General features: G+C 72.1%; 24 protein-coding genes. 10 read left to right on the top strand and 14 right to left on the bottom strand.

What is annotated here, in order from left to right; genetic code table 11:
• Positions 1-49 precede the first annotated feature (49 nt).
• The 3 genes from OG349_RS21745 to OG349_RS21735 all read right to left on the bottom strand — a co-directional run bounded on the left by OG349_RS21745 (position 50) and on the right by OG349_RS21735 (position 2,206).
• On the bottom strand, positions 50-457 hold the full coding sequence (locus OG349_RS21745; RefSeq protein WP_327236194.1) for a rodlin: 408 nt from the start codon (positions 455-457) through the stop codon (positions 50-52).
• A 112-nt stretch (positions 458-569) separates the two neighbouring features.
• Positions 570-1,649, bottom strand: coding sequence for an LCP family protein (locus OG349_RS21740; RefSeq protein ID WP_327236193.1), 1,080 nt, complete (start codon positions 1,647-1,649; stop codon positions 570-572).
• Positions 1,650-1,795: 146 nt separating this feature from the next.
• A complete protein-coding gene (locus OG349_RS21735; protein WP_327236192.1) occupies positions 1,796-2,206 on the bottom strand; it encodes a rodlin in 411 nt (136 codons plus the stop codon).
• A gap of 233 nt (positions 2,207-2,439) precedes the next feature.
• On the opposite strand from OG349_RS21735, the gene OG349_RS21730 reads away from it, so the two are divergent.
• The 4 genes from OG349_RS21730 (at position 2,440) to OG349_RS21715 (ending at position 6,207) form a co-directional block, all read left to right on the top strand.
• Positions 2,440-2,850, top strand: coding sequence for a rodlin (locus tag OG349_RS21730; RefSeq protein WP_327238658.1), 411 nt, complete (start codon positions 2,440-2,442; stop codon positions 2,848-2,850).
• Between the two features lie 325 nt (positions 2,851-3,175).
• Positions 3,176-3,409 carry a chaplin gene (locus OG349_RS21725; protein WP_327236191.1) on the top strand — a complete coding sequence of 78 codons (234 nt, stop codon included), beginning with the start codon at positions 3,176-3,178 and terminating at the stop codon, positions 3,407-3,409.
• A gap of 142 nt (positions 3,410-3,551) precedes the next feature.
• On the top strand, positions 3,552-4,574 hold the full coding sequence (locus tag OG349_RS21720; RefSeq protein ID WP_327236190.1) for a chaplin: 1,023 nt from the start codon (positions 3,552-3,554) through the stop codon (positions 4,572-4,574).
• 355 nt (positions 4,575-4,929) lie between these two features.
• Positions 4,930-6,207, top strand: a complete 1,278-nt coding sequence (locus OG349_RS21715; RefSeq protein ID WP_327236189.1) for a glycoside hydrolase family 26 protein — start codon at positions 4,930-4,932, stop codon at positions 6,205-6,207.
• A 51-nt stretch (positions 6,208-6,258) separates the two neighbouring features.
• On the opposite strand, the gene OG349_RS21710 is transcribed toward OG349_RS21715, so the two are convergent.
• The 8 genes from OG349_RS21710 to OG349_RS21675 form a co-directional block, all read right to left on the bottom strand.
• Positions 6,259-7,488, bottom strand: a complete 1,230-nt coding sequence (locus OG349_RS21710) for a GNAT family N-acetyltransferase (protein ID WP_327236188.1) — start codon at positions 7,486-7,488, stop codon at positions 6,259-6,261.
• Complete coding sequence (locus OG349_RS21705; protein WP_327236187.1) at positions 7,488-8,186, bottom strand: lipopolysaccharide biosynthesis protein; 699 nt, start codon at positions 8,184-8,186, stop codon at positions 7,488-7,490. Before OG349_RS21705 ends, OG349_RS21710 begins: the two co-directional genes overlap by 1 nt.
• Positions 8,183-9,397: a glycosyltransferase gene (locus OG349_RS21700; protein WP_327236186.1), complete on the bottom strand. Its 1,215-nt coding sequence runs from the start codon at positions 9,395-9,397 to the stop codon at positions 8,183-8,185. The genes OG349_RS21705 and OG349_RS21700 overlap by 4 nt, the downstream gene beginning before the upstream one ends.
• Positions 9,394-10,155: a polysaccharide deacetylase family protein gene (locus tag OG349_RS21695; protein ID WP_327236185.1), complete on the bottom strand. Its 762-nt coding sequence runs from the start codon at positions 10,153-10,155 to the stop codon at positions 9,394-9,396. Before OG349_RS21695 ends, OG349_RS21700 begins: the two co-directional genes overlap by 4 nt.
• Positions 10,145-11,854 (bottom strand): murein biosynthesis integral membrane protein MurJ, encoded by a 1,710-nt coding sequence (gene murJ, locus OG349_RS21690; protein ID WP_327236184.1) that lies wholly within the window; start codon positions 11,852-11,854, stop codon positions 10,145-10,147. The genes OG349_RS21695 and murJ overlap by 11 nt, the downstream gene beginning before the upstream one ends.
• Positions 11,851-13,323 carry an O-antigen ligase family protein gene (locus OG349_RS21685; protein WP_327236183.1) on the bottom strand — a complete coding sequence of 491 codons (1,473 nt, stop codon included), beginning with the start codon at positions 13,321-13,323 and terminating at the stop codon, positions 11,851-11,853. The genes murJ and OG349_RS21685 overlap by 4 nt, the downstream gene beginning before the upstream one ends.
• Entirely contained in the window at positions 13,323-14,825 is a 1,503-nt protein-coding gene (locus OG349_RS21680; RefSeq protein ID WP_327236182.1) for a sugar transferase, read from the bottom strand. The genes OG349_RS21685 and OG349_RS21680 overlap by 1 nt, the downstream gene beginning before the upstream one ends.
• Before the next feature lie 257 nt (positions 14,826-15,082).
• Entirely contained in the window at positions 15,083-16,270 is a 1,188-nt protein-coding gene (locus tag OG349_RS21675) for a glycosyltransferase family 4 protein (protein ID WP_327236181.1), read from the bottom strand.
• Between the two features lie 480 nt (positions 16,271-16,750).
• On the opposite strand from OG349_RS21675, the gene OG349_RS21670 reads away from it, so the two are divergent.
• The 3 genes from OG349_RS21670 (at position 16,751) to OG349_RS21660 (ending at position 18,417) form a co-directional block, all read left to right on the top strand.
• Positions 16,751-16,990, top strand: a complete 240-nt coding sequence (locus OG349_RS21670; RefSeq protein WP_327236180.1) for a chaplin — start codon at positions 16,751-16,753, stop codon at positions 16,988-16,990.
• 274 nt (positions 16,991-17,264) lie between these two features.
• Complete coding sequence (locus OG349_RS21665; protein WP_327236179.1) at positions 17,265-17,831, top strand: hypothetical protein; 567 nt, start codon at positions 17,265-17,267, stop codon at positions 17,829-17,831.
• Positions 17,832-18,126: 295 nt separating this feature from the next.
• Positions 18,127-18,417 (top strand): hypothetical protein, encoded by a 291-nt coding sequence (locus OG349_RS21660; RefSeq protein ID WP_327236178.1) that lies wholly within the window; start codon positions 18,127-18,129, stop codon positions 18,415-18,417.
• 112 nt (positions 18,418-18,529) lie between these two features.
• Here OG349_RS21660 and OG349_RS21655 read toward each other — a convergent pair whose 3' ends face one another.
• Positions 18,530-19,198 (bottom strand): vitamin K epoxide reductase family protein, encoded by a 669-nt coding sequence (locus tag OG349_RS21655; protein ID WP_327236177.1) that lies wholly within the window; start codon positions 19,196-19,198, stop codon positions 18,530-18,532.
• A gap of 66 nt (positions 19,199-19,264) precedes the next feature.
• On the bottom strand, positions 19,265-19,771 hold the full coding sequence (locus OG349_RS21650) for a DUF5949 family protein (protein ID WP_327236176.1): 507 nt from the start codon (positions 19,769-19,771) through the stop codon (positions 19,265-19,267).
• A 163-nt stretch (positions 19,772-19,934) separates the two neighbouring features.
• Here OG349_RS21650 and OG349_RS21645 point away from each other — a divergent pair, with 163 nt between their 5' ends.
• The gene (locus tag OG349_RS21645) at positions 19,935-21,260 is read left to right on the top strand and encodes a cytochrome P450 (RefSeq protein WP_327236175.1); all 1,326 of its coding nucleotides are present in this window, start codon (positions 19,935-19,937) and stop codon (positions 21,258-21,260) included.
• Between the two features lie 88 nt (positions 21,261-21,348).
• Here the strand turns inward: OG349_RS21645 and OG349_RS21640 are convergent, their stop codons facing one another.
• Positions 21,349-22,056 carry an MBL fold metallo-hydrolase gene (locus OG349_RS21640; RefSeq protein ID WP_327236174.1) on the bottom strand — a complete coding sequence of 236 codons (708 nt, stop codon included), beginning with the start codon at positions 22,054-22,056 and terminating at the stop codon, positions 21,349-21,351.
• 97 nt (positions 22,057-22,153) lie between these two features.
• Here OG349_RS21640 and OG349_RS21635 point away from each other — a divergent pair, with 97 nt between their 5' ends.
• Together OG349_RS21635 and OG349_RS21630 are read left to right on the top strand one after the other, a co-directional pair.
• A complete protein-coding gene (locus OG349_RS21635; protein WP_327236173.1) occupies positions 22,154-22,675 on the top strand; it encodes a TetR/AcrR family transcriptional regulator in 522 nt (173 codons plus the stop codon).
• Positions 22,676-22,793: 118 nt separating this feature from the next.
• The gene (locus OG349_RS21630) at positions 22,794-23,282 is read left to right on the top strand and encodes a GNAT family N-acetyltransferase (protein ID WP_327236172.1); all 489 of its coding nucleotides are present in this window, start codon (positions 22,794-22,796) and stop codon (positions 23,280-23,282) included.
• Positions 23,283-23,421: the final 139 nt, after the last annotated feature.

The raw sequence follows: 23,421 nt of genomic DNA, 5'->3' as shown, positions 1-23,421 counted from the left end.
GCGAAGGCCCGGCCCGGCGTCAGGACGCCGGGCCGGGCCTTCGGGGCGATTAGTTGTTGCCGACGCCGTTGCCGGACAGGACCGGGATGTCGTCCAGGATGTGCGACAGCGGCTCGTCGCCCTTCGCCTGGGTCGAGTTCTCGGTGCACTGCTGGTTCTGCGGCGAGGACAGGACGTTGATGTCCTGGACCGCGATCGGGACGAGGCCGATGAGCGAACCGGCGTTGACCTTGGCGGGCAGGCCGATGCAGGGCTTGTTCAGCGAACCCTGGACGAGGCTGAGCTGCGGGCTCATGTCCCCGTGGGTCGCGGAGTTACCGAAGGCCTGCTCGGCACCGTTACCACTGAACGACGTCGTGCCCGTGTCGTTCCCGACGGCCAGGGCCGGCGACGCGACGGCGGCCGAGGCCCCGACGAGCGATGCCGCTACAGCAGCGGTTGCCCACAGCTTGTTCATTTAAATGCCTTTCCGGAAAGTCGGACTCCACCGGTGGAGTACCGAATTACTCAACTCGCCACGGGGCGGATAGTTTCGGGCATTCCCCCGAACGGCCCAACGACTTTTCTGTTTAGCCGCAGTCCAGAGCCACGCCCGACACCGGGACGTACTCGCTCTCGTGCCAGGTGCCGGGCGGCGGGGCGTCCAGGCCCGCGGCCCCGAGGGGCTCGTCGGCGCGCAGGGCGGCGAAGACGGACCGGGACTTGCGGGTGTCCCACTGGAGCGTCTCGCCGACGCCGGGGATGCGCTTCCTGAACCCGCTGACCGGTACGGTCGCGAACTCCGTCGCCGCCGGGGGCAGATCGCGCAGCTGGAGCGCCAGCGTCAGCAGCTCCGCCGCCGAGAAGCCGCGGTCGACCCGTACGGCGCCTGATCCACCCAGCAGCGCCGCGACCAGCGCCTTCATCCGGGACGGGTCCCGCGCCGTGTCGTCGCGGGCCATCCGCCGCAACACCCCGACCAGGAACCGCTGCTGCCGCTGGATCCGGCCGAAGTCGGCCGTCCGGTCGACCTTCCTGGACCGTACGTACTGAAGGGCCCGGCTCCCCTTCGCCTCCGACGTGCCCGGCGCCAGGTCCAGCGCGGTCGACGGATCCTTGAGGTGGCGTGTCGTACAGATGCCGACCCCGCCCAGCGTGTCGACGGTGTTGATGAAGCTGCGGAAGGTGAGTTGCAGATAGCGGTCGATGTGGACGCCGGTCATCCGCTCCACCGTCCGTACGGCGAGCGCCGGGCCGCCCTGCTGGTAGGCCGCGTTCAGCTTGGCGGCACGCTCCGGGCGCGGCCGTCCGTCGCGGCGGTCGCGGTGGGCGGGGATCCGCGCGTACGAATCCCTCGGCAGGCTGACGACACTGACGCGGTCACGGCTGCCCGAGACATGGACGAGCATCATCGTGTCCGTACAGTCGCAGGCGATCCCGCCCATCCGGTACACACGTTTCTCGTACGGTGTGACGGTCTCCCGGCCGTCCGTGCCCACCAGCAGGATGTTCATCCCGGGACCGGCCTCGGGGCGGTTGTCGAGACTGCCGAAGACGTCTGTCCGTTCGACCCGCGGTACGGCGGACGGGGCGCAGCCGAGGCCCGTGCCGACGAGCACGGTCAGGGCCACGGCCCGGAGGGTGAAGCGGACGCGGGATCGTCTGGACACGAGCGCGGCACCACCGATGTGAGCGGGAACGGGGGGAAACCGTGAGCGGGCGCGAAAGGGCCGGACCGCCGCGGGGTTCAGCGGGGGTCCGGCCCTCGGCCGATCGCTCGGCCGGCGTCTCAGCTGTCGTCTCAGCTGTCGACGTGTCAGCTGTTGCCCGCGCCGTTCCCGGACAGGATCGGGATGTCGCTGAGGAGGTGCGACAGCGGCTCGTCGCCCTTGGCCTGCGTCGAGTTCTCGACACACTGCTGGTTCTGCGGCGAGGACAGGATGTTGACGTCCTGGACCGCGATCGGGACGGCGCCCACGAGGGAGCCGAGGTTCAGCTTCGCGGGCAGACCGATGCAGGGCTTGTTGAGCGAGCCCTGGATGAGCGCCATCTGCGGGCTCATGTTCCCGTACGTCGCGGAGTTGCCGTACTGCTGGCTGGCGAAGTTGCCACTGGCGGACGTGGTGCCGTGGTCGTTGCCGACGGCCAGCGCCTGCGGGGCGGCCGTGGCGGAGATGCCCACGACGGAGGCGGCGACAGCGGCGCCGGCCAGAACCTTCTTGATCACGATGAGTCCCCTTCTGACGGATGCCCCAAAGTCTCCGGGGCGCACTGAGCAACTTCGCATCGTCGGTTTAGTTCTTTCACTTCACTCCAACGGCCTATTACCGGCGTTCAACAAGCCGATCGAGTGAAGCACCGCAACCAAACACCTGGGAGGCGGTTGTGCAGGTCGCTCGACACGCTCGACCTGCCCGACCCGGTCGACCTGAATTTCTTTGAGAAAAGGACACTCTCGTGATCAAGAAGATCATGGCCGGCGCCGCCGTCGCCGCCTCCGTAGTCGGCGTCTCCGCCGCGGCGGCGCCCACGGCGCTCGCGGTCGGCAACGACCACGGCACGACCTCCGCGAGCGGCAACGGCGCCGGCTCGGCGTTCGGGAACAACTCGACCAAGGGCGACATGAGCCCGCAGGGTGAGCTGGTCCAGAGCTCGCTGAACAAGCTCTGCGTCGGCCTGCCGGTCAAGGTCAACGCCGGTGCGCTCGTCGGTGTTCTCGTGCCGGTCGCCGTCCAGGACGTCAACGTCCTGGCCTCGCCGCAGAACCAGCAGTGCGCCGAGAACTCCACCCAGGCGAAGGGCGACGAGCCGCTGTCGCACATCCTGGACGACATCCCGGTCCTCTCGGGCAACGGCGTCGGCAACAGCTGATCCGCCGTACGCGCCATCGCCGGGACCCTGGTCCCGGCCGACGGGCCGGCCGGGGCACCGACGCCCCGGCCGGCCCGTGTCGCTACCCGTGTCGGCAAAGGCCGTCAGGAGAGCCCGCAGGCCCTCCGCATACGCGATTCCGGCGCAGAAACGAAACCTCCGGACGCGGCAGTCGGGTGAACCCGAGAAAGCCGAAAAGGGGCCAGTTTCCTCGAATCGGCCGGGCTCGTTGGAGTTCCAGCAGCGGACGTATGAGCCGGCTTTACGAGGCTCGCGTGCCACGACAGTCGTGCGGACGTTTTCTCCGCTGCGGAAAGGGCTCAAGATGAAGTGCAAGAAGGCCGCAACCATCGTCGCGGGGCTGTTCCTGGCCGTCGGTGCCGCCGCCCCCGCCGTCGCCGACGCGGGCGCCGAGGGTGCCGCCATCGGTTCCCCGGGTGTCCTGTCCGGCAACGTCATTCAGGTGCCCATCCACATCCCCCTCAACCTGTGCGGCAACAGCATCGACGTCGTCGGCCTGCTGAACCCGGCCTTCGGCAACGTCTGCGTCAACGCCTGACGTTGCACGGACGCCCCCTCGGGGGCTGCTTTTCCGGCCGGTCCCCGAGCGCGTGCGACACGTGCTCGGGGACCGGCCTCAGTTGGGACCTGTTCCACCCGCGACAACTGCTTGCCGAATCCGCCAGCAGGAGGAGAACCAGATGCGAGACCTCATCAGCAAAGGACTGCTCACCGCCGCTGCGGCGTCGAGCGTCCTGTCCATGACGGGCGGCTACGCCGTAGCGGCCGAGGCCGACGGGGCGGCCGTCGGATCACCCGGTGTGCTCTCGGGCAATTCCATCCAGGCGCCGCTGGAGGTCCCGGTCAACATCTGCGGCAACACCGTGGACCCGGTGGGCGTGCTCAACCCGTCCTTCGGCAACACCTGCGGGAACACGTCCGGTTCCGCGCACTCCTCCGCCCATGAGACGTACCGGCAGTACGCTCCGCAGGCCCCGGCGCCCGCCCCGGCGCCCCGCCCGCAGGCGCACGAGAACCACCACGCCCCGTCCCACGCGGCCCCGAGGCCCGCCCACGCCGCTCCGGCATCGGCCCACGCCCGACCCGCACCGCCCGCACCCGCGCCGGCCCACGCGGCCCCGGCTCCCGCCCACGCGGCGCCTCACGCGCCCGCCCCCGCCTCGCGCCCCCAGCCCGGGCCCGCCGTCCACGAGGCGCCCGTCTCCCCCCGCCCGCACCACCAGGCGGCCAGTTCCACCCACGCCAACGGCGCCGCCGTCGGATCCCCCGGTGTGCTGGCGGGCAACCTCCTCGAAGCCCCCGTCGAGCTGGCCCTGAACGCCTGCGGCAACACCGCGGACATCGTGGGCCTCCTCAACCCGGCCTTCGGCAACAACTGCGGCAACGGCACCGTGGCGCCCCCGCCCCCCGTCCGCCACGTGCCCCCCGTCAAGCCGCCCGTCGACGACGGCTCCGTGGTCCCGAACACGCCCCTCACGCCCCCGCGGCACACCCCGCACACCCCGAACACGCCCGTCCCGCACCACGCCGCCCCGCCGGTGGTCCCCGCGCAGTACCACCCCGCCGCCCCGCCCCGCGCCGAGGCCCCGCAGCTCGCCGAGACCGGCAGCGACCACCTCCTCGCCGCCGCCGCGATGAGCGCCGGCCTGCTGCTCGGCGGCGGGATCCTCTACCGCCGCAGCACCGCGAAGGCCCGCGTCTGAGGCCAGTGCTGATGGCCCGCAGGGCCAGTCGTCCATCGCCGGACGGCGCCTCCTCGAACCCGTCCGGCGATCGATGACGCAGCAGGACCCGCCACCGCGCGCGACCAGCTGACGCGCCGTCCGCTCCCTCCCCAGCAGGAACGTTCCTTCCCGATCGTTCCCTGCCATGCCGTGCTCCGCCCTGCCATTCCGTGCTCCGCGCTGCCGTGTTCTGCATTTCGGTAACCCATGCGGGGGATCAAATGCACGAACGGGCTACTGGAAAGCCAACCCGGGTTCCCCATTGGCTTATTAGAAATACTTTTGAACCAGAAGCTGAGCAATGGAAGCTGAGGCTCGATCACGAGGAGCGGACATGTCCCGACGTCGACGGCTGGCGAGCACCTGTCTGGGTGCGGTCACGGCAGGCCTTCTTGCCACAGGCGCGGGGCTTCCGTTGCCGACCGCCACGACGGGACCGGTGGACCCGCCGGACCCGAAACCGCCCCAGGCCCCGGCGCCCGCGTTCGGCGCCTATCTCGACTACGGGCCGCGCGGGGTGCGGCGCATCGCCGAGATGCAGAAATGGCTCGGCGGTACGGAACTGCGCGTCGGGCACACCTACCTCCCCGGCGACGTCTGGTCCAACATCGAGGGCAGCCCCAGCTTCCTGGAGGACTGGGCGGAGTGGCGCAAGGCCGGGTCCGACCGGCTGTTCGTCCTCAACGTCCCGATGCTGGAGCGCAACGAGGACCGCGTCCCCGACGGTCTCGTACGGCGTGAGCTGCGCAAAGGCGCCTGGGGAAGCTACGACGGCCACTTCAGGGCCCTCGCGGAACGGCTCGTCGCGCTCGGAGTCCCCGACACGGTGATCGTGCTCGGCTGGGAGATGAACGGCACCACGTACACCCACCGCTGCGGGCCCGACCCCGAGTCGTGGAAGAAGTACTGGAAGAACATCGTCACCACGATGCGCGCGGTGCCCGGCCAGAAGTTCCGTTTCGACTGGGCGCCGAACCGGGGCAGGGACGCCGTTCCGTGGACCGAGTGCTATCCGGGCGACGACGTCGTGGACATCATCGGAATGGATTCGTACGACCAGCCGCCCGGCCGGACCTTCGACGAGCAGGTGAATGAGCCGTACGGCCTGCGACAGCACGTCGACTTCGCCGCCGAGCACAAAAAGGTCGTCTCCTATCCCGAATGGGGTCTCTACCGGAACGGCGACAACCCCACCTACATGCGGCGCATGCTCCAGTGGATCGACACCCACAAACCGCTCTACAACACCGTCACCGACTATTGCCCGCACGGCGTGTGGCAGTGCGACGAGAATCCCCAGTCGTCGAGGGTGTTCCGTTCCATGTTGTACGGACGGCTGCCGGAGCCCGTACCGACCACGCCTCCCGTACCGACCCCCACGGTGCCGACCCCGACCGTGCCGACGCCGCCCGTGCCCACCCCGACGGTCCCGACGCCCCCGGTCCCGACGCCCCCCATCCCCCCCATCCCCACCATCCCCGTCCCGCCCGTCCCGCCCGTCCCGCCCACGCCGGACGGCTGCACGCCGATGAACCTCGGCAGCTGGGTCGAGTCCTGGCTCGGCGGCAAGATCTGCCTCCGGGTCGACTGGTGGAAGCGCGAGAACTCCTGACGTCTCCCGCACGTCGGCGGCGGGGCGGCGGCACGGCGGACCGTATCCGGGTCAGGCCTTGTCGCCGCCCCGCCGCAGCCGTTTGACCAGCGCCGCCGCCCGGCCCCGCCCCGCCGCGCGGGCGGCCAGCAGGTGCAGCCACGGCGTCAGATACCTCCTGGCCAGGAGATACCGCTGGTTGCACACGGTGTCCGGGCGCCAGTGGTGTTTGTACGGCTCGTTCCCGCGCAGCATGCTCAGCGTCGTACGCCCACTGGCGCTGATCTGCCGCGCGCACGTACGCAGCAGCATCATGGCCACGTCGACCTTCTTGGCGCGCAGCACCGGATCGGCCCCGTAGAGATAGCCGCCGGCCAGCTGGGACGACATGAGGGTCAGGTCCGAGGCGACCAGCTCCCCGGCCAGCCGGAATTCGGTGATCATGGCGTCGCCCTGCTCGACCATGGACCGGACCGAGCGGGTCAGGTGCGCGGCGAAGCGGGTGCTGAGGTGTTCGGGGGTGACCCCGCGGCCCTGCCACTGGAGCCGGTGCAGTTCCAGGAGCCGTTCGACCGCGCCGGGGATCTCGTCCTCGGGCACGGTCCGCTCCTCGATGCCGAGCGCGTCGAGCTTGCGCAGCTTGGCGCGGGCGCGCTGGGCGCGGGCGGAGGCGAGGCGGCCGAGCAGCTCGTCCATGGGGACGGCGGGCAGCTCCAGGCAGGGCGAGTCGGCCAGCTGCCTGCGCGTACCGGGCCAGCAGGCGTGGACGCGCTCCGCCGCGGCTCCGGGCCGTACCTCCCGCAGGTCGATCACGGCGGTACGGGCCGCGCGGGCGAGGGCCTTCGCGAGGGCGGCGGCCGCGGCGTCGGCGCAGTTGTCGTCCAGCAGGACGTCGGAGAAGTCGGAGATGGAGCCGCCGAGCTGGATCAGTACGGGGAAGGGGCGGTGGATCAGCATCAGCGGGGCGGCGGCGACCAGGACCCCGCCCCGGCGGACCAGGACGACGCGCAGGCGGCCCGGGGTGCCGTACGACAGCCACCAGGAATGGAGCCAGGCGTGGCTCTGGAAGGGGGTGGCGGTGCGGGAGCGGCGGTAGAGGTCGTTCCAGGCGGGGGCGAGGGCGGCGAATCCGTCGGCGTCCCGGACCAGTTCGGTGGTGAACACCGAGCGGGAGAAGGACCCGGCGAGGGGTGAGGAGACGGTGGTGGAGGGGGTGACCCTGGCGGGGGTGGCGGGGGCCTGGGCCGTGGTCCTGGTCGTGGGGGACGCGGACGTCGTGCGTGTCTTCGGTGGGGTGGCCATCACACCGTTTCCGGTTGGGGCTGGGGCTGGGGCTGCGCGGAGTGCGACGGGGATTCCGGGGTCGACGGGTTCGGTACGGACCCGTAGGCCGCGGCCGTCCGCCGCCGCTTGGGCCTGACCAGGAGGCCGAGGCCGCCGAGGAGGCCGCCCGCGCTGCCGCCGACGAGGGCCGCCAGCGGCGCGGAGGGCGAGACCGGGTCGGTGGGCTTCACGGCGCGGGAGAACTGGAGCACCTTGACGTTCGTGCTGGTCTGGAGGTGCGCGCCGTTGACGACGAGGGAGCGGGCCACCCCGTCGGCCATGCTGACCGCGACCGACGCGTCGGACGAGGTCGCCGTGACGGAGATCATCGGCGCGTCCGGCGAGGTCGACGTCCGTACGTTGGCCTTGAGGGTGGCCGCGGGCACCCTGGCCCACACCTGGGCGTCCCCGAGGATCGCGACCTGCGAGGCGACCCGTCCGTACGCCGTGGCGAAGCCGAGGGCCGCCGCCGGGTCGGACTTCTCGGTCGGGACGACGAGGACGTAACTGGTGGCGCTGTACTGCGGGGTGCTGACCGTCCCGTACACCCAGCCCGCCAGCGCGCCGAGCGCCGCCGCGGCCGGCACGAGCGTCCACAGCGGCGGCTTCCTGAACCGTGAGGGCGCCGGCGGGGTCCTGTCGCCCTCGCGGCGCGGAGAACTCGATTCCTTGGTCATGGGCAACTCACTTCTCGGGTGGGAGCCGGGCCGCGCAGCGCGTGCTCGTAGACGGCCATCAGCTGTTCGGCACTGTGGGAGATGTCGTAGTGGCGCGCGGCGGCCGGCACGGGCAGGCGGTGGACGCCGGACCCCCGGGCCGCGTCCTGGAACTGCCGCAGCTCCGCGATGAGTTCGGGAACGTTTCCGCTGATCTGCCGTGCCCCCGGGGCCGCTTCGGCGGGAAGGTCCTCCAACGCGGGGCAGGTGACGTGCAGGACGGGCAGTCCGGCGGCCAGCGCCTCGACCACCGCGAGCCCGAAGGCCTCGTCCTGGGAGGTGGAGACGAAGACGTCCATGGCGGCGAGCAGCGCGGGCAGGTCGGGCCCGTCGGCCGGGTCGAGGGTCGAAGAGCCGGAGCCGGAGCCCGAGCGGGTCCCGGACCCGGTGTAGGCGTCCGGCGGCGGGTCCTGGCACGCGCCGTGCAGCACGATCCGGTCCGCCGCCCCCCGTACGTACGCCAGCCGCTGGAGCCTGACCTGCTCGGCACCCTCGCCGACGAGCAGCAGACGCGCGTCCGGGAGGTCGGAGACGGCCCGCACCAGCGTGTCGAACCGCTTGCCGCCGGTCAGCCGGCCGACGCCGCCGACCACAAAGGCGTCCTGGGGCAGTCCCAGGCGCTCGCGGGCGTCACGGCGGGCGGCGGGGTCGTAGGCGAAGCGGTCCACCTCGATGCCGTTGGGCACGACGTGGATGCGGTCGCGCCGTACGCCCCAGCGTTCGAGCCGCCGGGCGACGGTCGCGGAGACGGCGACGGTGGCGGTGCCGAGGCGCTCCCCCGCGAGGTAGAGGGCGCGGGCGCCGGTGGACAGCGGGCGGCCCTCGATCTGCGCGGAGCCGAGGGAGTGTTCGGTGGCGACGACGGCCCGTACCCCCGCGAGTCGCGCCGCGAACCGCCCGTACAGGCAGGCGCGGTAGAGGTGGGTGTGCACCAGGTCGTACTGACCGCGCCTGACCAGCCCGGTGAGCCGGGGCAGCGCGCCGACGTCGCGGTTGCCGGTCATCGCGAGGTCCCGGACGCGGACCCCGTCGGCGACGATGCCGCGCGCGACCGCCCCCGGGTTGGTGAGGGTGATGACGTCGCTGTCGGTGGGCAGCTTCCTCAGCATCAGGCGCAGTTGCTGCTCGGCGCCCCCGATGCCCAGACCGGTGATGACGTGCAGGACTCTCATGGGCGGGCCTGCTCGGGCTCGTAGGGGGCGGTGTACGGGACCGGTTCGCGGCGCCAGCGGTGCAGCCGCCACTTGAGGTGCAGGCGCGGGCCGGTGTCGTTCTCGCCGACGTGGATGCGCGGGAGGGCGAACAGGCCGGTGAGCGGGCCGGGGTCGATGCCGACGGCGTACGCGTACCCCGCGTGCCGTACGGCCCCGATCACACGCTCGTCGACCGTCCCGTACGGATAGCAGAAGCCGGTCACCTCGGTGCCGGTGATGTCCTGAAGGAGGGCGCGGCTCTGCGCGGTCTCGGCGGCGAGTACCTCGTCGTCGGCCGCCGTGAGGTCGAGGTGCCGCAGCCCGTGCGAGCCGATCTCCATGCCCGCCTCGGCGGCCAGCCGGATGCCGTCCGCGGTGAGGAGGGGCTTGCGGGGGCCGAGGCTGTCCCACTCGTTCTCCCCGCCGAGGCGGCCGGGCAGGACGTAGACGGTGGCGGTGAAGCCGTACCGGTGGAGCAGCGGTACGGCCGCCTCGTTGAAGTCGGCGTACCCGTCGTCGAAGGTCAGTCCGACCATCCGGGCGCCCCGGCCCTCGGCGCGGGCGCGGAGCAGCTGCGCCATGCCGACGCCCGCCAGGCCCCGGCGGCGCAGCCACCTGAGCTGGCGTTCGAGACGTCCGGGCGAGACCGTCACCTGGTAGGGGTCGTCCGTGCGGTCGGCGACCGAGTGGTACATGACTGCCCACAAGGGGCCTGCGGACGCTGTGTCAGCGGGCATGAGCGAGCTTTCGTGTGACGGGACGGAGGACGGTGTCGATCTCGGGGGCCCGCAGCGCGCGGGCGATCCCGAGGAACACGACGGCGATCACCACGAACGCGGCCGTGGCGCCGAGGACGGGTGACGGGACGAGGACGCCGCACAGCCAGCCGGAGCCGGTCGAGGCCGCTGCGGCGGCGATGAGTTTGACCAGGGCGCCGGTCATGTACCGGGTCCTGAGGGGCACGCTGTGGCGGGCGAGGCCGTGCAGGAGCAGCACGGCGGTGACGGTGATGCCGAGCGCGTTGGCGGCGGCGATGCCGAGGACGCCCCAGACCTGGACGAGGAGGGCGCCCGCGACGGTGGTGAGGGCGAGGCCGACCAGCATGGCCAGGGCCGGGAACCAGAGGGGGCGGGCGGCGGAGAAGTAGCAGCGCACCAGCGCGCCGACGAGGGTGTGGCCGAGCAGGCCGAGCGCGTACACCCGCATCACGGCCGCCGTGGCGGCGGTGTCCGCCTGGTCGAACGCGCCGCGCTGGAAGAGGACTTCGATGATCTGCGGCGCGCAGGCGATGACGGTCGCGGCGCCGACCAGGACGATGATCCCGGCCATCGCGAGGTCCCGTTCGACGCGGCGGCGCGCCCGGTCGGTCTCCCCCGCCGCCATGGCGCGCGCGACCACCGGGAAGGTGACGGTGCAGAGCATGAGGGAGAGCACCATCGGCATCTGCGCGACCTTCTGCGCGTAGTTGAGGTGCGAGATGGCCCCGGCGGGCAGCGGCGCCGCGAGGAACCGTTCGATGAGGACCTGGGACTGGCGGCTGAGCGCGAACACGATGACGGGCGCGAGGAGTCCGAGCGCGACGGGCGGCACGCGGGGGGTGCCCTTGGGCTCCCGCCCGGTCACCGGCCGGCGTTCCTTGAGCCTGCGCCAGAGGGCCGGGCCCTGGACGAGGACCATCAGGACGCCGCCCGCCGCGACTCCGGCGGCGGCGGCCCGTACCCCCAGCCGGTCGCTGAGGAGCAGCATCGTCGTGATGATGCCGACGTTGTACGAGGTGTAGATCATCGCGGGCGCGACGAAGCTGCCGTGCGCCCGCAGCGCCGCGCTCATGTATCCGGCGAGGCCGAAGGAGAAGGCGCAGGTGGCGGTGAGCCGGGTGCAGTCGACGGCGACCTGCGGCTCGGGCAGTCCCGGCGCGAGGGCGGCGACCACCCAGGGGGCGGCGGCCACGAGCAGGGCGGCCCCGGCGGTGAGGGCGAGGAACAGCCGGGGCAGGGTCGTGCGCATCAGGACCCGTACGGGATCGGGTTCCGGGGCCTGGTGGGAGGCGCGGCGGGCGAGCGCGAGGCTGAACGCCGGGACGAGGATGAGCGCCATGGCGTCCTCGATGAGGAGCGTGGAGGCGACCTCGGGCACGGTCCAGGCGACGAGGAAGGCGTCGGTGTCGGGGCCGGCGCCGTACAGATGGGCGATGGTCTGGTCGCGGAGGAGGCCGAGGAGGGCGCCGGCGGCGGTCAGCAGGGCGGTGAGGAAGGCGGCGCGCGCCAGGAACTTCCCGGAGAAGAGTCCGCCGCCGGTCGCGCCGGACTCGCCGGTCTTCGTGCCGCTCGTCCCGCTCGTACCGCCCGTCCCGCTCGCGCCGGTCTCCCCGGTGGCCGCGCGGGGCGGGCCGGGCTGCGGGGGGATCCCGGGAAGGGACTGCCTGGTCTCGCTCACGCCTGGGCAGCCCCGCTGTTCGCTCGGTGGTCCTGCGGTGGCCGGCCGTCGCCCGGCACCCGGTGGTCCCGCGGCCCTCGGCCGTCCGCCGGTACGGCGGCCCGGTTCAGGCCCCACCAGGCGGCGAGGCCCAGCATCACCGCGGTCAGTACGGTCGAGGGGCCGCCGATGTCCGCGTACCCGAAGTCCACCAACTGCCAGACCAGCAGCCCGCCGGCGACCAGTCCCGGTCCCGCGCCGGCCCGGGAGCGGCGGGCGCCGGGCACCCGGCGCAGCACGCACACCAGCAGCGCCGCCCAGCTGCCGACGAGCGCGACCACGCCCACCAGCCCCTGTTCGCTGAGGACGAGCAGGTACATGTTGTGCGGCGAGAGCAGCGGCTGGCGCTGGAAGCCCGCCCCCGCGCCCGCCGTGTCGCTGGCGGCGGAGAGGGCGAGCGAGGAGTGGCTGTCGCGGTACGCGGGGAAGCCCTTGAGCCCGACCCCGGTGACGGGCCGCTCGCGCCACATGTCGGTGGCGGCGGCCCACATCGTGTACCGGTCGGTGACGGACTGGTCGGGCGCGTCGGCGACCTGGGTGATGCTGCTCAGCCGCTCGGTGATCATCTGCGAGCCGATGCCGAGTCCGCCGACGAGCACCACGCCGAGCGCGGCGGCGGCGAGGACGACCAGGGTGGCGCGGCGTACTCCGGAGAGCGCCAGCTGGAGGAGGAGGGCGGCGGCGGTCGCGATCCACGCGCCCCGGCTGAACGACAGGACGAGCGGGAAGAACAGCAGCCCGGCGCAGACCAGCGCCACCGCACGCTGCCTCCCGGTCACGTCCCGGTCCTCGCCGAGCGCGTACCCGACGCAGATGACCAGGGCGTACGCGACGACGGTCGCCATGCCCATCACGTCCGTCGCGCCGAACGTGCCGACCGCGCGGATGTCCTCGCCCATGTACGAGGCGCCGGTGCCGGTCAGGTACTGCACGACCCCGAGGGCGCCCTGCCCCAGCCCGAGGGCGACGACGGCCCCGGCGACGACCCGGAAGTCGCGGCGGTCGCGCAGGAGGAGCAGCAGCGCGGCGGGGACGAGGACGAAGATCTGGAGGTAGCGGGCCACGCCGGGCAGGCCGGCGGCGGGGTCGTGGGAGGTGATCGACGCGACGGACACGCCGAGGACGGGGAGTCCGAGGACCAGTGCGGCGGTACGGGTCAGGGGGCGGGCCCGGTCGCGCAGGACCCGTACGAGGCAGAAGAGGACGAGCAGCCCGGAGGCGGCGTCGGCCACGGTGCCGGAACCGGCGGAACCGTCCCCGGCGGGCGCCGCCGGTACGGCGAGCAGCGCGACGACGGCGAGCGCGGGGAGGAGGGGCGCGAACCTCCGCGGTGACCCGGGCCGTCGGGGGGTGCCGGGGACATCGGCCGGCGGGCGGGCGGGCCGCCGATGGCCGGCGGTCGCCGGGAGGGACGCGGTGGCGGCCGTCATCAGCTGCCGGCCGGTCGGACGAGGGACATGGCGGTCCGCAGGAGGATGCACACGTCCTGCCACAGCGACCAGTGGTCGATGTAGTGGTTGTCGAAGCGCGACCGGTCCTCGATGGAGGTGTCGCCGCGCAGGCCGTGCACCTGCGCGAGACCGGTGATGCCGACGGGCATCCGGTGGCGGGCTGCGTACCCGGGGTGCGTCTTGCTGAAGTTGGCGACGAAGTAGGGGCGTTCGGGGCGCGGGCCGACCAGGCTCATGTCACCGCGCAGGACGTTCCAGAGCTGGGGCAGCTCGTCCATCGACGTACGGCGCAGGAAGTTCCCCACCGCGCTCATCCGGTGGTCGCCCGCGACGCTCCAGCGGGTGGCGGCCTCGTGCGGATCGGCGCGCAGGGTACGGAACTTGAGCAGGGTGAAGGGGCGGCCGTCCTGGCCCACGCGCTCCTGGCGGAACAGCACGCCCGGTCCGTCGCAGAGCCGGACGGCGAGGGCGCAGGCCAGCAGGAGCGGGGAGACGGCGAGCAGGACGGGGGCCGTCATGACCACGTCCAGCAGGCGCTTGGCGAGCGCGCCGCGCCGGCGCGCGGCCGGGGGCTCCAGGCGGCGTCCGGCGAAGCCCCAGACGTGCCGGGCCATGTGGCCGGACCCGGCGGTACCCTCGGCCGGGGCGCCGCCGTTCGCGAGGGCCGGCTCCCACGGGCCCGTACCGACGAACCAGGTGGCGCAGCCGTACTCGTGGAACAGGCCGACGAGCGCGGGGCGGTCCCAGCGGCCGGAGCGGTCCGTGCCCGAAGCGCCGGGGGAAGCGATGCCGGAACCGAGGGCGAGATCGGTGCCGTGGCCGGTGCCGTGGTCCGTACCGGAGCCTGTACCGGAGGCCGTACCGGAGTCGACGAACACCGCCTCTGCCACCCCGTTCTGGATGACGGCGCGGTGGATCTCCTCGGTGGAGGTGAGGACGGGCAGGGCGCCCCCGTCGCCGCCCTCCTCGTGCGCGGGCGCGGCGATCCCGACGGGCCGCAGGCCGTACTCGGGGTGCTGGGCGAGGAGCGCGGCCACACGCCGCGCCGCCGGGACCGTACCGACGACGAGGGTGGAGCGCGGCCGGTTGCGGGCCAGGGCGCGGCGGCGTCCGTGGACGAAGGAGCGGCAGGCACACGCGGTGGCCAGTTGCAGCGCGCCGCCCGCGAGGAGGGCCGGAAGGCCGAGGGTGTGGTCGGGGAGGAGCGCGGCGAGGAAGGCGGCGACCGCGCACCAGGACACCGCGATCCGGGCGGCGAGCGTGGGCAGTTGGTCGAGGCCGGACAGGACGAGGCCGGGGCGGTAGAGGCCGGCGAGCGCGTTCAGCATCGTCACGCAGAGGACCAGCGGGAGCAGGACGGCGTCGCGCTGCTCCTCGCTGAGGAAGGCGGTGGAGAGCACGGCGGCGAGCGAGTCGCCCGCGACGAGCGGCAGCCGGAAGCGCAGCGGGGCACCCGCCGAGCGTCGGGCGGGGACGGCCACGCGGTCGGGTGTGTCCCGGCGCGGGACGGCCACGGAGATCCGCCCCCGGGGCCGGCGCCCGGGGGGATGCGGGCCGGAGGGATGCGGGCCGGGGGCATGCGGGCCCGGGGGATGCGGGCCCGGGGGATGCGGGCCGGGTGCTTGCAGACCGGGTGCCTGACGGCCGGACGGCTGACGCACCGTCGACGGGCGTCCTGTGGACGGGCCGGCCCGGCGCGCGCGCCCCGACGGCGGGGGAACGCTGGTGCTTTCCGTGGTCACTGGGGGATCGGCTCCCTGCGTTCGGGGCGCGGCACGGCGGCCACGTCGCGGTACACGTCCGCGATGGCCCGCGCGGTCTGCCGCACGTCGTAACTGCTGAGTACGTGCCGGCGGCCCTGACTGCCGACGGCTTCGCGCAGTGGCCTGTCGCGGAGCAGGGCGCTCACGGCCTCCGCCAGCGCGGGCGGGTCCTCGGGTGGAACGAGGCAGAGAGCCTCCCGCCCCGGCGGCAGGCTCTCGCGCGCGCCGTCGACGTCACTGAGGACAACGGGGCGGCCGCACGCCATCGCTTCCAGCGGGGCGACCGCCATGCCTTCCCAACGGGAGGGAAGGACGACCAGATCGGCCGCCCGGTACCAGGGCGTGGCGTCCGGTACGGCTCCGGCGAACAGGACGGAGGGCGGTGCCGCGTCCCGCAGCGCCGAGGACTCGGGTCCTTCGCCGACGAGCACCAGCCGCGCCCCCGGGACCTGGCGGGCGATCAGCGGCCAGGCGCGCAGCAGGATGTCCTGCCCCTTCTGGCGGCACAGCCGGCCGACGCACACGACGAGCGGGGCGGTCGCGGGCAGTCCGGCGAGGAGCGGGAGCGCCGCGCGGAGGGCGGCCGGGTCCGCCGCCGGTTCGGCGGCGGGCCGGAAGCGGTCGAGGTCGACGCCGTTGTGGACGACGGCCCAGGAGGCCCGTACACCGGCGTCCTCGCCCGTACGCCGCTCCGCCTCGCTGACGCAGACGACCCGGTCGGTCCAGCGGGTCGCCCACCGTTCCCAGCGCCGCGCCAGGAGGCCCGTCACCCCGCCGACCGCCTCGAACGACCAGGCGTGCGGCTGGAAGACGGTCGGGACACGGCCCCGGACGGCGAGCCGTCCGGCGAGGCCGGCCTTCGCGCTGTGGGCGTGGACCAGATCGGGGCGTACGTCCTCGACGAGCCGGACCACCTGCCGCGTCTCCTCGTACAGACCGGGTCCGGGATCGCGGGTGGCCCGCCACTCCCGTACCTCCGCACCCCTGCGGGCGGCTTCCGCGGCGAGCGGCCCCTCCGCGGGACAGGCGACCACCACCCGTGTCCCGGCGGCGGCCTGAGCCCCGGCCAGGTCCAGGACCACCGTCGCGACCCCGCCGTCGACCGGCTGGACGAGATGGAGCGCCGTGAAGCCGGTCCCCGGCCGGTGCCGCTGTGGCTGCACGCGCAACTCTTTCCACTCGTGGACCCACGGAGCCGAGCCCCGTGCTGCTGCCTCTACGAGAAACGCACCGGGAGGGGCGGAGTCACGCCCGACAACGAATCGAACGCAATGCCGATACGGTCCGGGCGTGTCGCTGAATTCCATACACAAACACCCGGGAACCTTTACAGAGACCGGGCTGAAAATCACGCCAGACGCGCTGGAACTCACGGAAAAACGCTGAACGTACAACCGGACTCGCGTTTATGGAAAACGCCCCGGTTCGAACGGTGTCGGACACCGCCGACAACCACCGGTCACGTGGCCCGGCGACAACCTCCGCTATCGGGAACGGGCACCTTTTGTGGCCGCGCGTGCCCGGCCGGCGGGCTCGCTTCACTCATTCGGGCGCGCAACCGATGGCCCGCTGCGGCGTTGATGGATGAGTCGGGCAACTGCGCCCGCCATGCCGTTCCCTTTATCTCCGAGGAGCTCTCTCCCATGTCGCGTATCGCCAAGGCTGTTGTTCTGTCCACCGCGGCTGCCGCCGCCGTCGCCGGTGCGTCCGGCGTTGCCTTTGCCGACGCCGGCGCGAAGGGCGCGGCTGTCGGTTCCCCGGGCGTGCTCTCCGGCAACCTGCTCCAGGTCCCGGTCCACATCCCCGTGAACCTCTGCGGCAACACGGTCAACGTCATCGGCCTGCTCAACCCGACCTTCGGCAACACCTGCGTCAACGCCTGACCCCTGGTCACCGTCGTCGCCGACGCCGGGAAGAGCCGCCCACCCCTCGGGGGCAGGGCGGCTCTTCCGCTGTACGGGTCCGCCCCCGCCACCCTTTCGGCGGGCGGGCGCCGAGCGGCGTGGTGCCGGGCGGTGACAGGTCGTACCAGGTCAGGGGAGGTACGACCACCGGTTGGCCGACAGTGCGTCAGATGCCCGATCGGTTGCGGGCCGCAGTCGTGGAACCCACGGTGAGACCAACGTTCCCGACGCTCCCCCCGAAAGGACACCCCGCATGCGTCCCCTGCTGTCACGTCGCGCCGCCACCGCCGCCGTCTGCGCCGCGCTGATCCTCGGTACCGCGGGCCCGGCCGTCGCCGCCTCCCACGCCGCCGGCGAAGCCGCCTCGCTCGGCGCGGCCCTCTCCGCCCGCCACGACGCCGGCAGCGCTCGCGCACCGCTCCCCACCGCCGACGCCCTCGGCAAGCAGGTCGAGCTGCTGACCGAGGTGGCCGGTGCGGCCGTTCCCGGTCCCGAGCAGACGGACGACACCATCCACACGCTCCCGGCCGACGCGAGGAGCGACGCGCTCGCGGCGGTGCGGACGTCGACGGACGGCCTGGTCGAGGCCACCGCCGCCGCGGCTCCGGCCGACGTGCTCGCCCAGATCCAGGCCGTACTCGCATCGCTCATCACCCTGCTCACGAACCTGCTGAGCGGTGTCCTGCCCGACCTGCCGACGCCGCCCCCCGTCCCGGGGGCGCCCAAGCTCCCGGCAGTTCCCACGACACCCGCGACGCCCACGACGCCGACGACGCCCCAGCTCCCGGCGCTCCCGGCGACCCCCGGGCAGTCCTCCTGAGCGCACTCCGCCCGTGAGAACGGGCCGCGACACACCCCCGCGCCCGGGTCCCTCGTCGAGGGATCCGGGCGCGGGGGATTTGATACGAGAATAGGCCGAGTCCCCTTCATTCGGGTGGCCTGCCCAGAATTCCTTCCGCACGGAGTTTCCGGGGCGCCCAGGAATCGTTACCCATGACGAGGCCGCGCGAGGGAAACCTCCAAGAGGCCCGCGCGAAAGGCGAGTTGTCTCGCCGCCTGTCCTGCCGCTTGTCCCGCCGCCTCACAACTGACATCGCTGAAAGAAGGATTCAAGAATGAAGCCCATGAAGGTCGCCGCGGTCGTCGCCGGTTCCATGATGGCGCTGGGTGCCGCCAGCCCCGCGTTCGCCGCCGAAGGCTCCTCCTCGATGAGCCTGAACGGCGCCGTCGACACCCTGGCGAGTGAGGGGCTGCGCAGCGGTTCGCCGCTGAACACCAACGCGCTCGACTCCAAGAACAAGGGCTCGCTCCTCAACGCGGTGAAGGACACCGCGGCGAGCCTGAGCAAGTCGAAGGGCAACAAGCTGCTCGGCGGGATCCCGCTGGGCAAGGCGCTGGGCAAGTAGCACCGGACCTTCCGGAACGCGGTCCGCCGCCGCGAAGTTCGCCGTGCCGGCCCCCGCCCCGCTCGCCGGGGCCGGGGGCCGAACTGCTCGTACCGGCCTGATCAGCGGTCGGTCAGCTGATCCAGAAGTCCCACCAACGGGTGAGGATCAGCATCCCGATGATCCCGATGTGCAGCACGGGCAGCACCCAGGTGAACTCACCCAGCAGTCCGCGCAGCCCGGCGGGCGCGGGGATGATCCCGTGGCGGAGGTTGTGGGAGGTCACGTACCAGAACATGACGATCGTGCCGGCCCAGGCCAGACAGCACCACAGGCACAACGAGTTGATCCGGTAGAGCGACTCGTACTGGAGCCAGGTGCAGAACGCGACACCAAAGAGCGTGCCCGCGTTGAGGCCGAGCCAGAACCAGCTGCGGTAGCGCGCCCCGGCCAGCAGCGCGATCCCGATCCCCATCACCACGGGATAGGTCGCGAGCCCCAGCATCGGATTCGGGAATCCGAAGACCGACGCCTGGGCGCTCTTCATGATGTTCCCGCAGGACACGACCGGATTCAGACTGCACCCGGGGGTGAAATTCGGGTCCTCCAGCAGCTTGAACTTGTCCAGCGTGATCACCCACGCCGCCAGCAACCCCATCGCACCCGTGATCACCAGCATCAGCGCGAACGCCCGAACGCCTCCCGGGGAAAGCCCGGTTCCGTCCGGCGCCGCCGTCTCGTCCTTCGCGTGTTTCCTGTTTCCTTCGCCGGCTGTCGCATTGCCGACCAGTGCTGATGTCATGCTTTCCACGCTCCGTGAGTGAGGCGATGCTTTCCACGCCCGCCGCCTGGGGCCCGTCCGGCGGACTCAGCCGCGCAGGCTCCGTACGGGCAGCAGGCAGTGCGCGGCGCTGGAAAGCACTTCGTCGTCCCCGATGAAGGCGCGCAAACGCTCCTCGGTGACGGGCTTTCCGGGCGTCCCCGAGGTCCACGGCCGGGTGGCGACCATGAAGTAGACGTGCCCGATCTCGCGCGCGTCCTCCTCCCACTCCGGCGGGACGGGGCACTGCGCGTTGAGGTACGGCATGGTCAGGACGGCCCGGCCCGCCTCCACCAGCAGCTTGATCCCGAGGCCGGGGCTGCGGGAGAGGTCCATCAGGTCGCCGCCGGGCTTCAGCCCGACCTCGCCGAGGACGGTCCGCATGGTCTCCTCGCCGACCTCCGGGCCCTCGCGGCCGTCACCCAGTGAATAGGCCAGCAGATAAGGCGCGTTGCGTTCTTCGTCGGCGGGATCGCTGGTCCAGGGAATCACCGAAAGGGTGCCCAGGAGAGGGGTGTGACGAAGGCTGTTCGCGGCGGTGTGGGGAGTGGTCATGCTCCCGCACAGTAGCGGCCCGCGGGGAATGTCCGTGAGTCCGCGTCACCCGAGTGGGCGAGCGCACTCGCATTTCGTTCTCCTGTGCGAGAGTTGGTCCCGCGCCGGAACCTCCTCTTCGTGGCAAGCTCCTTGACCACACCCCGACCCGAGAGGAATTCCCATGACCACGCTGGCGGAACAGGCCGCGGTAGGGGGAGAAAAGCCGGAGGGACCGAGACCGGATCTCGGGGATCCGTCGTTCTGGCAACGTCCGCACGCCGAACGGCTGCACGCATTCGCCCTGCTGCGTCAATGGGACGCGCCTCAGTACTTCGTGGAGCGGGAAAAGGGCCGGGGGCGGCGGGAGCGCGGATTCCACGCGCTGGTCACCCACGCGGACGTGGTCGAGGCGAGCCGCAACCCCGAGGTGTTCGCCAGCGCGCCGGGCGCCACGACACCCGAGCCGGCCCGCTGGGTGCGCGCGCTGTTCGGCGACTCCCTGGTCAATCTGGACGGCCCGCACCACGCGCAGCTGCGCCGTATCGTCTCCCGGTCCTTCACCCCGCGCATCCTCGGCCGGACGGAGGAGGACATCCGGGCGGTGGCGGCGCGGATCGTGGACGATGTGCTGGCGGACGGGGGCGGCGCGGGCGGGGGCGCGGGCTTCGACGGCCGGCCGGGGGACTTCGTCACGGCGGTCGCGTCGCGGATGCCGTTCGAGGTCATCTGCAATCTGATGGGCATCCCGGAGAAGGAACGGCCGGCGATCCTGGGCCAGGTGAACCGCGCCTCGGGCGACACGGGGGTGGCGCGGGCGGCTCGCGACCGGTTCCGGATGCCGGGCAAGGGCCTGCGGGCGCTCGCCTCGATGCAGGGCATGGTGGCGGACCTGGGCCGGGAGCGCCGCAAGAACCCCACGGACGACCTGGTGTCGATGCTGGTCAGTGCCGACGTCGACGGGCAGGCTCTGACGGGTCGTCAACTGGGCGCCTTCTTCTCCCTCCTGATGGTCGCGGGCGTCGAGACGACCAGGAACGCCCTCGCGCACGGCCTGGACCTACTCACCCGCCACCCGGAGCAACGGGCGCTGCTGATGGGGGACTTCGACCGGTACGCGGACGGCGCGACGGAGGAGATCGTGCGGCACTCGACGCCGATCATCCAGTTCCGGCGCACGCTCACCCGGGACCACCGGATGAACGGCCACACCTTCCGCGAGGGCGACAAGGTCGTCCTCTTCTACGCGTCGGCCAACCGCGACGAGACCGTCTTCACCGACCCGGACGCCTTCGACATCACGCGCAGCCCGAACCCCCATGTCGGGTACGGGGGCGGGGGGCCGCACTACTGCCTGGGCACGTACCTCGCCAAGCAGGAGATGAAGGCGCTCTTCCGCGAGCTGCTGACGCGGGCACCCGGCCTGCGCGCGACGGCTGCGCCGGTCCTGGTCCCGTCGAACTTCGACAACCGGGTGCGGTCGATGCCGTACACGGTCGGGAGGGGGTGAGTGCCACCGTCACCGGCGACCTGCCGCGGCGTCCGGCGGTGGTCGCCCGGGTCGGGCAGGAGGACAGGGTCCGGGTCGTGGCCGCGGATCAGCTCTTCCTGATCGTCTCGCCCACCTGCGCCGGTGAGGTGCGCCAGGGGGCGCCGTGGCCGGGAAGTACCCAGGACGCCCGCAGTCCGGCGATCTTGTCGAGGGAGGCGAGTGCTTCGGCCTCGTCGTCCGTGAAGGGTGCGGGCTGTGGTCCGGTGCGGCCGGTGAGGACGTGCCGGGTGGTCAGGGCGTCCCCGACGAAGACGGCGTCGGCGAGGGGGACATGTACGGCCACGCTCCCCGGGGAGTGTCCCGGCATGCCCACGATCGAGGGGTTGCCGGGCAGGTCCAGGACGTCGCCGTCGTGGACCTCGGTGACCGAGGCGACGTATCGGGTCCTGAGGCCGTTCTTGCTCAACAAGTAGCCGAAGAAACGCAGCGTGGGGCCCGGCCGCAGGGGGCCGAGCGTGCTCTTGGGCTTGTCTCCGGTGCGCGCGCGGGCGGCATCGGCGGCGTGGATGAACACCGGCACACCGTGCTCCTCGCGGAGACGTTCGGCGAAGCCGATGTGGTCGGAGTCGCCGTGGGTCAGGACGAGTCCGCGGATGTCGGCGACGGACTTGCCCAGGGAGCTCAGTTCGCGCTGGAGATCGCGCCAGTGGCCCGGCAGGCCCGCGTCGACGAGCGTGATGCCGTCGGGGGTGTCGATGAGGTAGCACGCCACCACGTCGTTGCCGAGGCGGTGCAAATGAGGTGCGAGCTTCATGGAGACTCTCTCTGGGATGAGGACTGCGGGTTCTGATAGCTAACCTACGTAGCTATGATGGCTTCGGTCAATAGCTTTCAGAGGGGAAGTGTGGATCATGCCGACTCCGGAGAAGACCTCGCTCAGCCGGATCGTCACCGCCGGCCGTGAGCTGCTGGAGACGGGCGGTCAGCAGGGACTGACCATGCAGAGCGTCGCCAGTCGGGTGGGGGTGCGGGCCCCTTCGCTGTACAAGCACGTCGACAACCGCGGCGCCCTCCTGGCCGCCGTGGCCGAGGCGACCGTCGCCGACATGACCACTCACCTGGAGGCGACCGACGGCACCCTTGAGGACCTGGCACGCTGCTACCGGCGACAGGCTTTGAAGTGGCCCGAGGGCTTCCGGCTCATGCATTCGCCGCACGCGGCCCCCGAGGCCCTCGCCCGCCTGGCCGGCCCGGTATTGCGCATCGCCGCGGAACTCGTCGGCGAGGAGGAGGCACTTGAGGCCGCGCGCATGCTGACGGCTTGGGTCACCGGCTTCATCGAGATGGAGATCAACGGCGCCTTCCGGCTCGGGGGCGACATCGACCGCGCCTTCGAGTACGGCCTGAGCGGCATGCGCCGAGCCCTCACCTGACGCTCGGAGGGAGCCTGTCGGAGTACGGGGCCGCGGCGGCCGACCTGGCGCGCGCCGCCGTTCTCCCCGTACCGAAAACCGCTCGGCGTCCGCACCCCGTACATGCCATGGTGTGCGGATGTTGATCCGAGAAGCCACGGCGGCCGACTGGCCCGCCATATGGCCCTTCTTCCACGAGATCGTCGCCGCGGGCGAGACCTTCACGTACGCGACCGACCTGCCGGAGGAGGCCGGGCGGGACATGTGGCTGCTGCCGGCCCCGAACCGTACGGTCGTCGCCGTCGACGACGCCGGGGCCGTCCTCGGCACGGCGAAGATGAACACCAACCAGATGGGCAACGGTTCGCACATCGCGAGCGCGAGCTACATGGTCGATCCGGCGCGTTCGGGGCGGGGCGTCGGCCGGGCACTGTGCGAGTACACGGTGGAGTGGGCGCGGGCGGCGGGGTTCCGGGGGATTCAGTTCAACGCGGTGGTGGAGACGAACGAGCACGCGGTGAGGCTGTACCGCTCGCTCGGCTTCGAGGTGGTGGGCACGGTGCCGGGGGCGTTCCGGCACCCGGGGAAGGGATATGTGGGACTGCACGTCATGCACCTGGCGCTCTGACGTTGTTCACCGACGTTGTTCACCGAGGCGCCCTTGCAGATTTGACATGCTACGGACATGCTTTTCGGAGCATGGGTCTACCCGCATAGATCCACGGCTCACCGCTCACAGATCCACAGATCCGGCGCAGTCCTGAACG

Source organism: Streptomyces sp. NBC_01317 (assembly GCF_035961655.1).
Taxonomy (GTDB): domain Bacteria; phylum Actinomycetota; class Actinomycetes; order Streptomycetales; family Streptomycetaceae; genus Streptomyces.
This window is presented reverse-complemented; position numbering and strand designations above follow the sequence as displayed.

Coding starts and splice junctions, on each gene's coding strand:
- OG349_RS21745 (WP_327236194.1), bottom strand. CDS start 457: ATGAACAAGCTGTGGGCAACCGCTGCTGTAGCGGCATCGCTCGTCGGG.
- OG349_RS21725 (WP_327236191.1), top strand. CDS start 3,176: ATGAAGTGCAAGAAGGCCGCAACCATCGTCGCGGGGCTGTTCCTGGCC.
- OG349_RS21720 (WP_327236190.1), top strand. CDS start 3,552: ATGCGAGACCTCATCAGCAAAGGACTGCTCACCGCCGCTGCGGCGTCG.
- OG349_RS21715 (WP_327236189.1), top strand. CDS start 4,930: ATGTCCCGACGTCGACGGCTGGCGAGCACCTGTCTGGGTGCGGTCACG.
- OG349_RS21710 (WP_327236188.1), bottom strand. CDS start 7,488: ATGGCCACCCCACCGAAGACACGCACGACGTCCGCGTCCCCCACGACC.
- OG349_RS21705 (WP_327236187.1), bottom strand. CDS start 8,186: ATGACCAAGGAATCGAGTTCTCCGCGCCGCGAGGGCGACAGGACCCCG.
- OG349_RS21700 (WP_327236186.1), bottom strand. CDS start 9,397: ATGAGAGTCCTGCACGTCATCACCGGTCTGGGCATCGGGGGCGCCGAG.
- OG349_RS21695 (WP_327236185.1), bottom strand. CDS start 10,155: ATGCCCGCTGACACAGCGTCCGCAGGCCCCTTGTGGGCAGTCATGTAC.
- OG349_RS21685 (WP_327236183.1), bottom strand. CDS start 13,323: ATGACGGCCGCCACCGCGTCCCTCCCGGCGACCGCCGGCCATCGGCGG.
- OG349_RS21670 (WP_327236180.1), top strand. CDS start 16,751: ATGTCGCGTATCGCCAAGGCTGTTGTTCTGTCCACCGCGGCTGCCGCC.
- OG349_RS21665 (WP_327236179.1), top strand. CDS start 17,265: ATGCGTCCCCTGCTGTCACGTCGCGCCGCCACCGCCGCCGTCTGCGCC.
- OG349_RS21660 (WP_327236178.1), top strand. CDS start 18,127: ATGAAGCCCATGAAGGTCGCCGCGGTCGTCGCCGGTTCCATGATGGCG.
- OG349_RS21655 (WP_327236177.1), bottom strand. CDS start 19,198: ATGACATCAGCACTGGTCGGCAATGCGACAGCCGGCGAAGGAAACAGG.
- OG349_RS21650 (WP_327236176.1), bottom strand. CDS start 19,771: ATGACCACTCCCCACACCGCCGCGAACAGCCTTCGTCACACCCCTCTC.
- OG349_RS21645 (WP_327236175.1), top strand. CDS start 19,935: ATGACCACGCTGGCGGAACAGGCCGCGGTAGGGGGAGAAAAGCCGGAG.
- OG349_RS21640 (WP_327236174.1), bottom strand. CDS start 22,056: ATGAAGCTCGCACCTCATTTGCACCGCCTCGGCAACGACGTGGTGGCG.
- OG349_RS21635 (WP_327236173.1), top strand. CDS start 22,154: ATGCCGACTCCGGAGAAGACCTCGCTCAGCCGGATCGTCACCGCCGGC.
- OG349_RS21630 (WP_327236172.1), top strand. CDS start 22,794: ATGTTGATCCGAGAAGCCACGGCGGCCGACTGGCCCGCCATATGGCCC.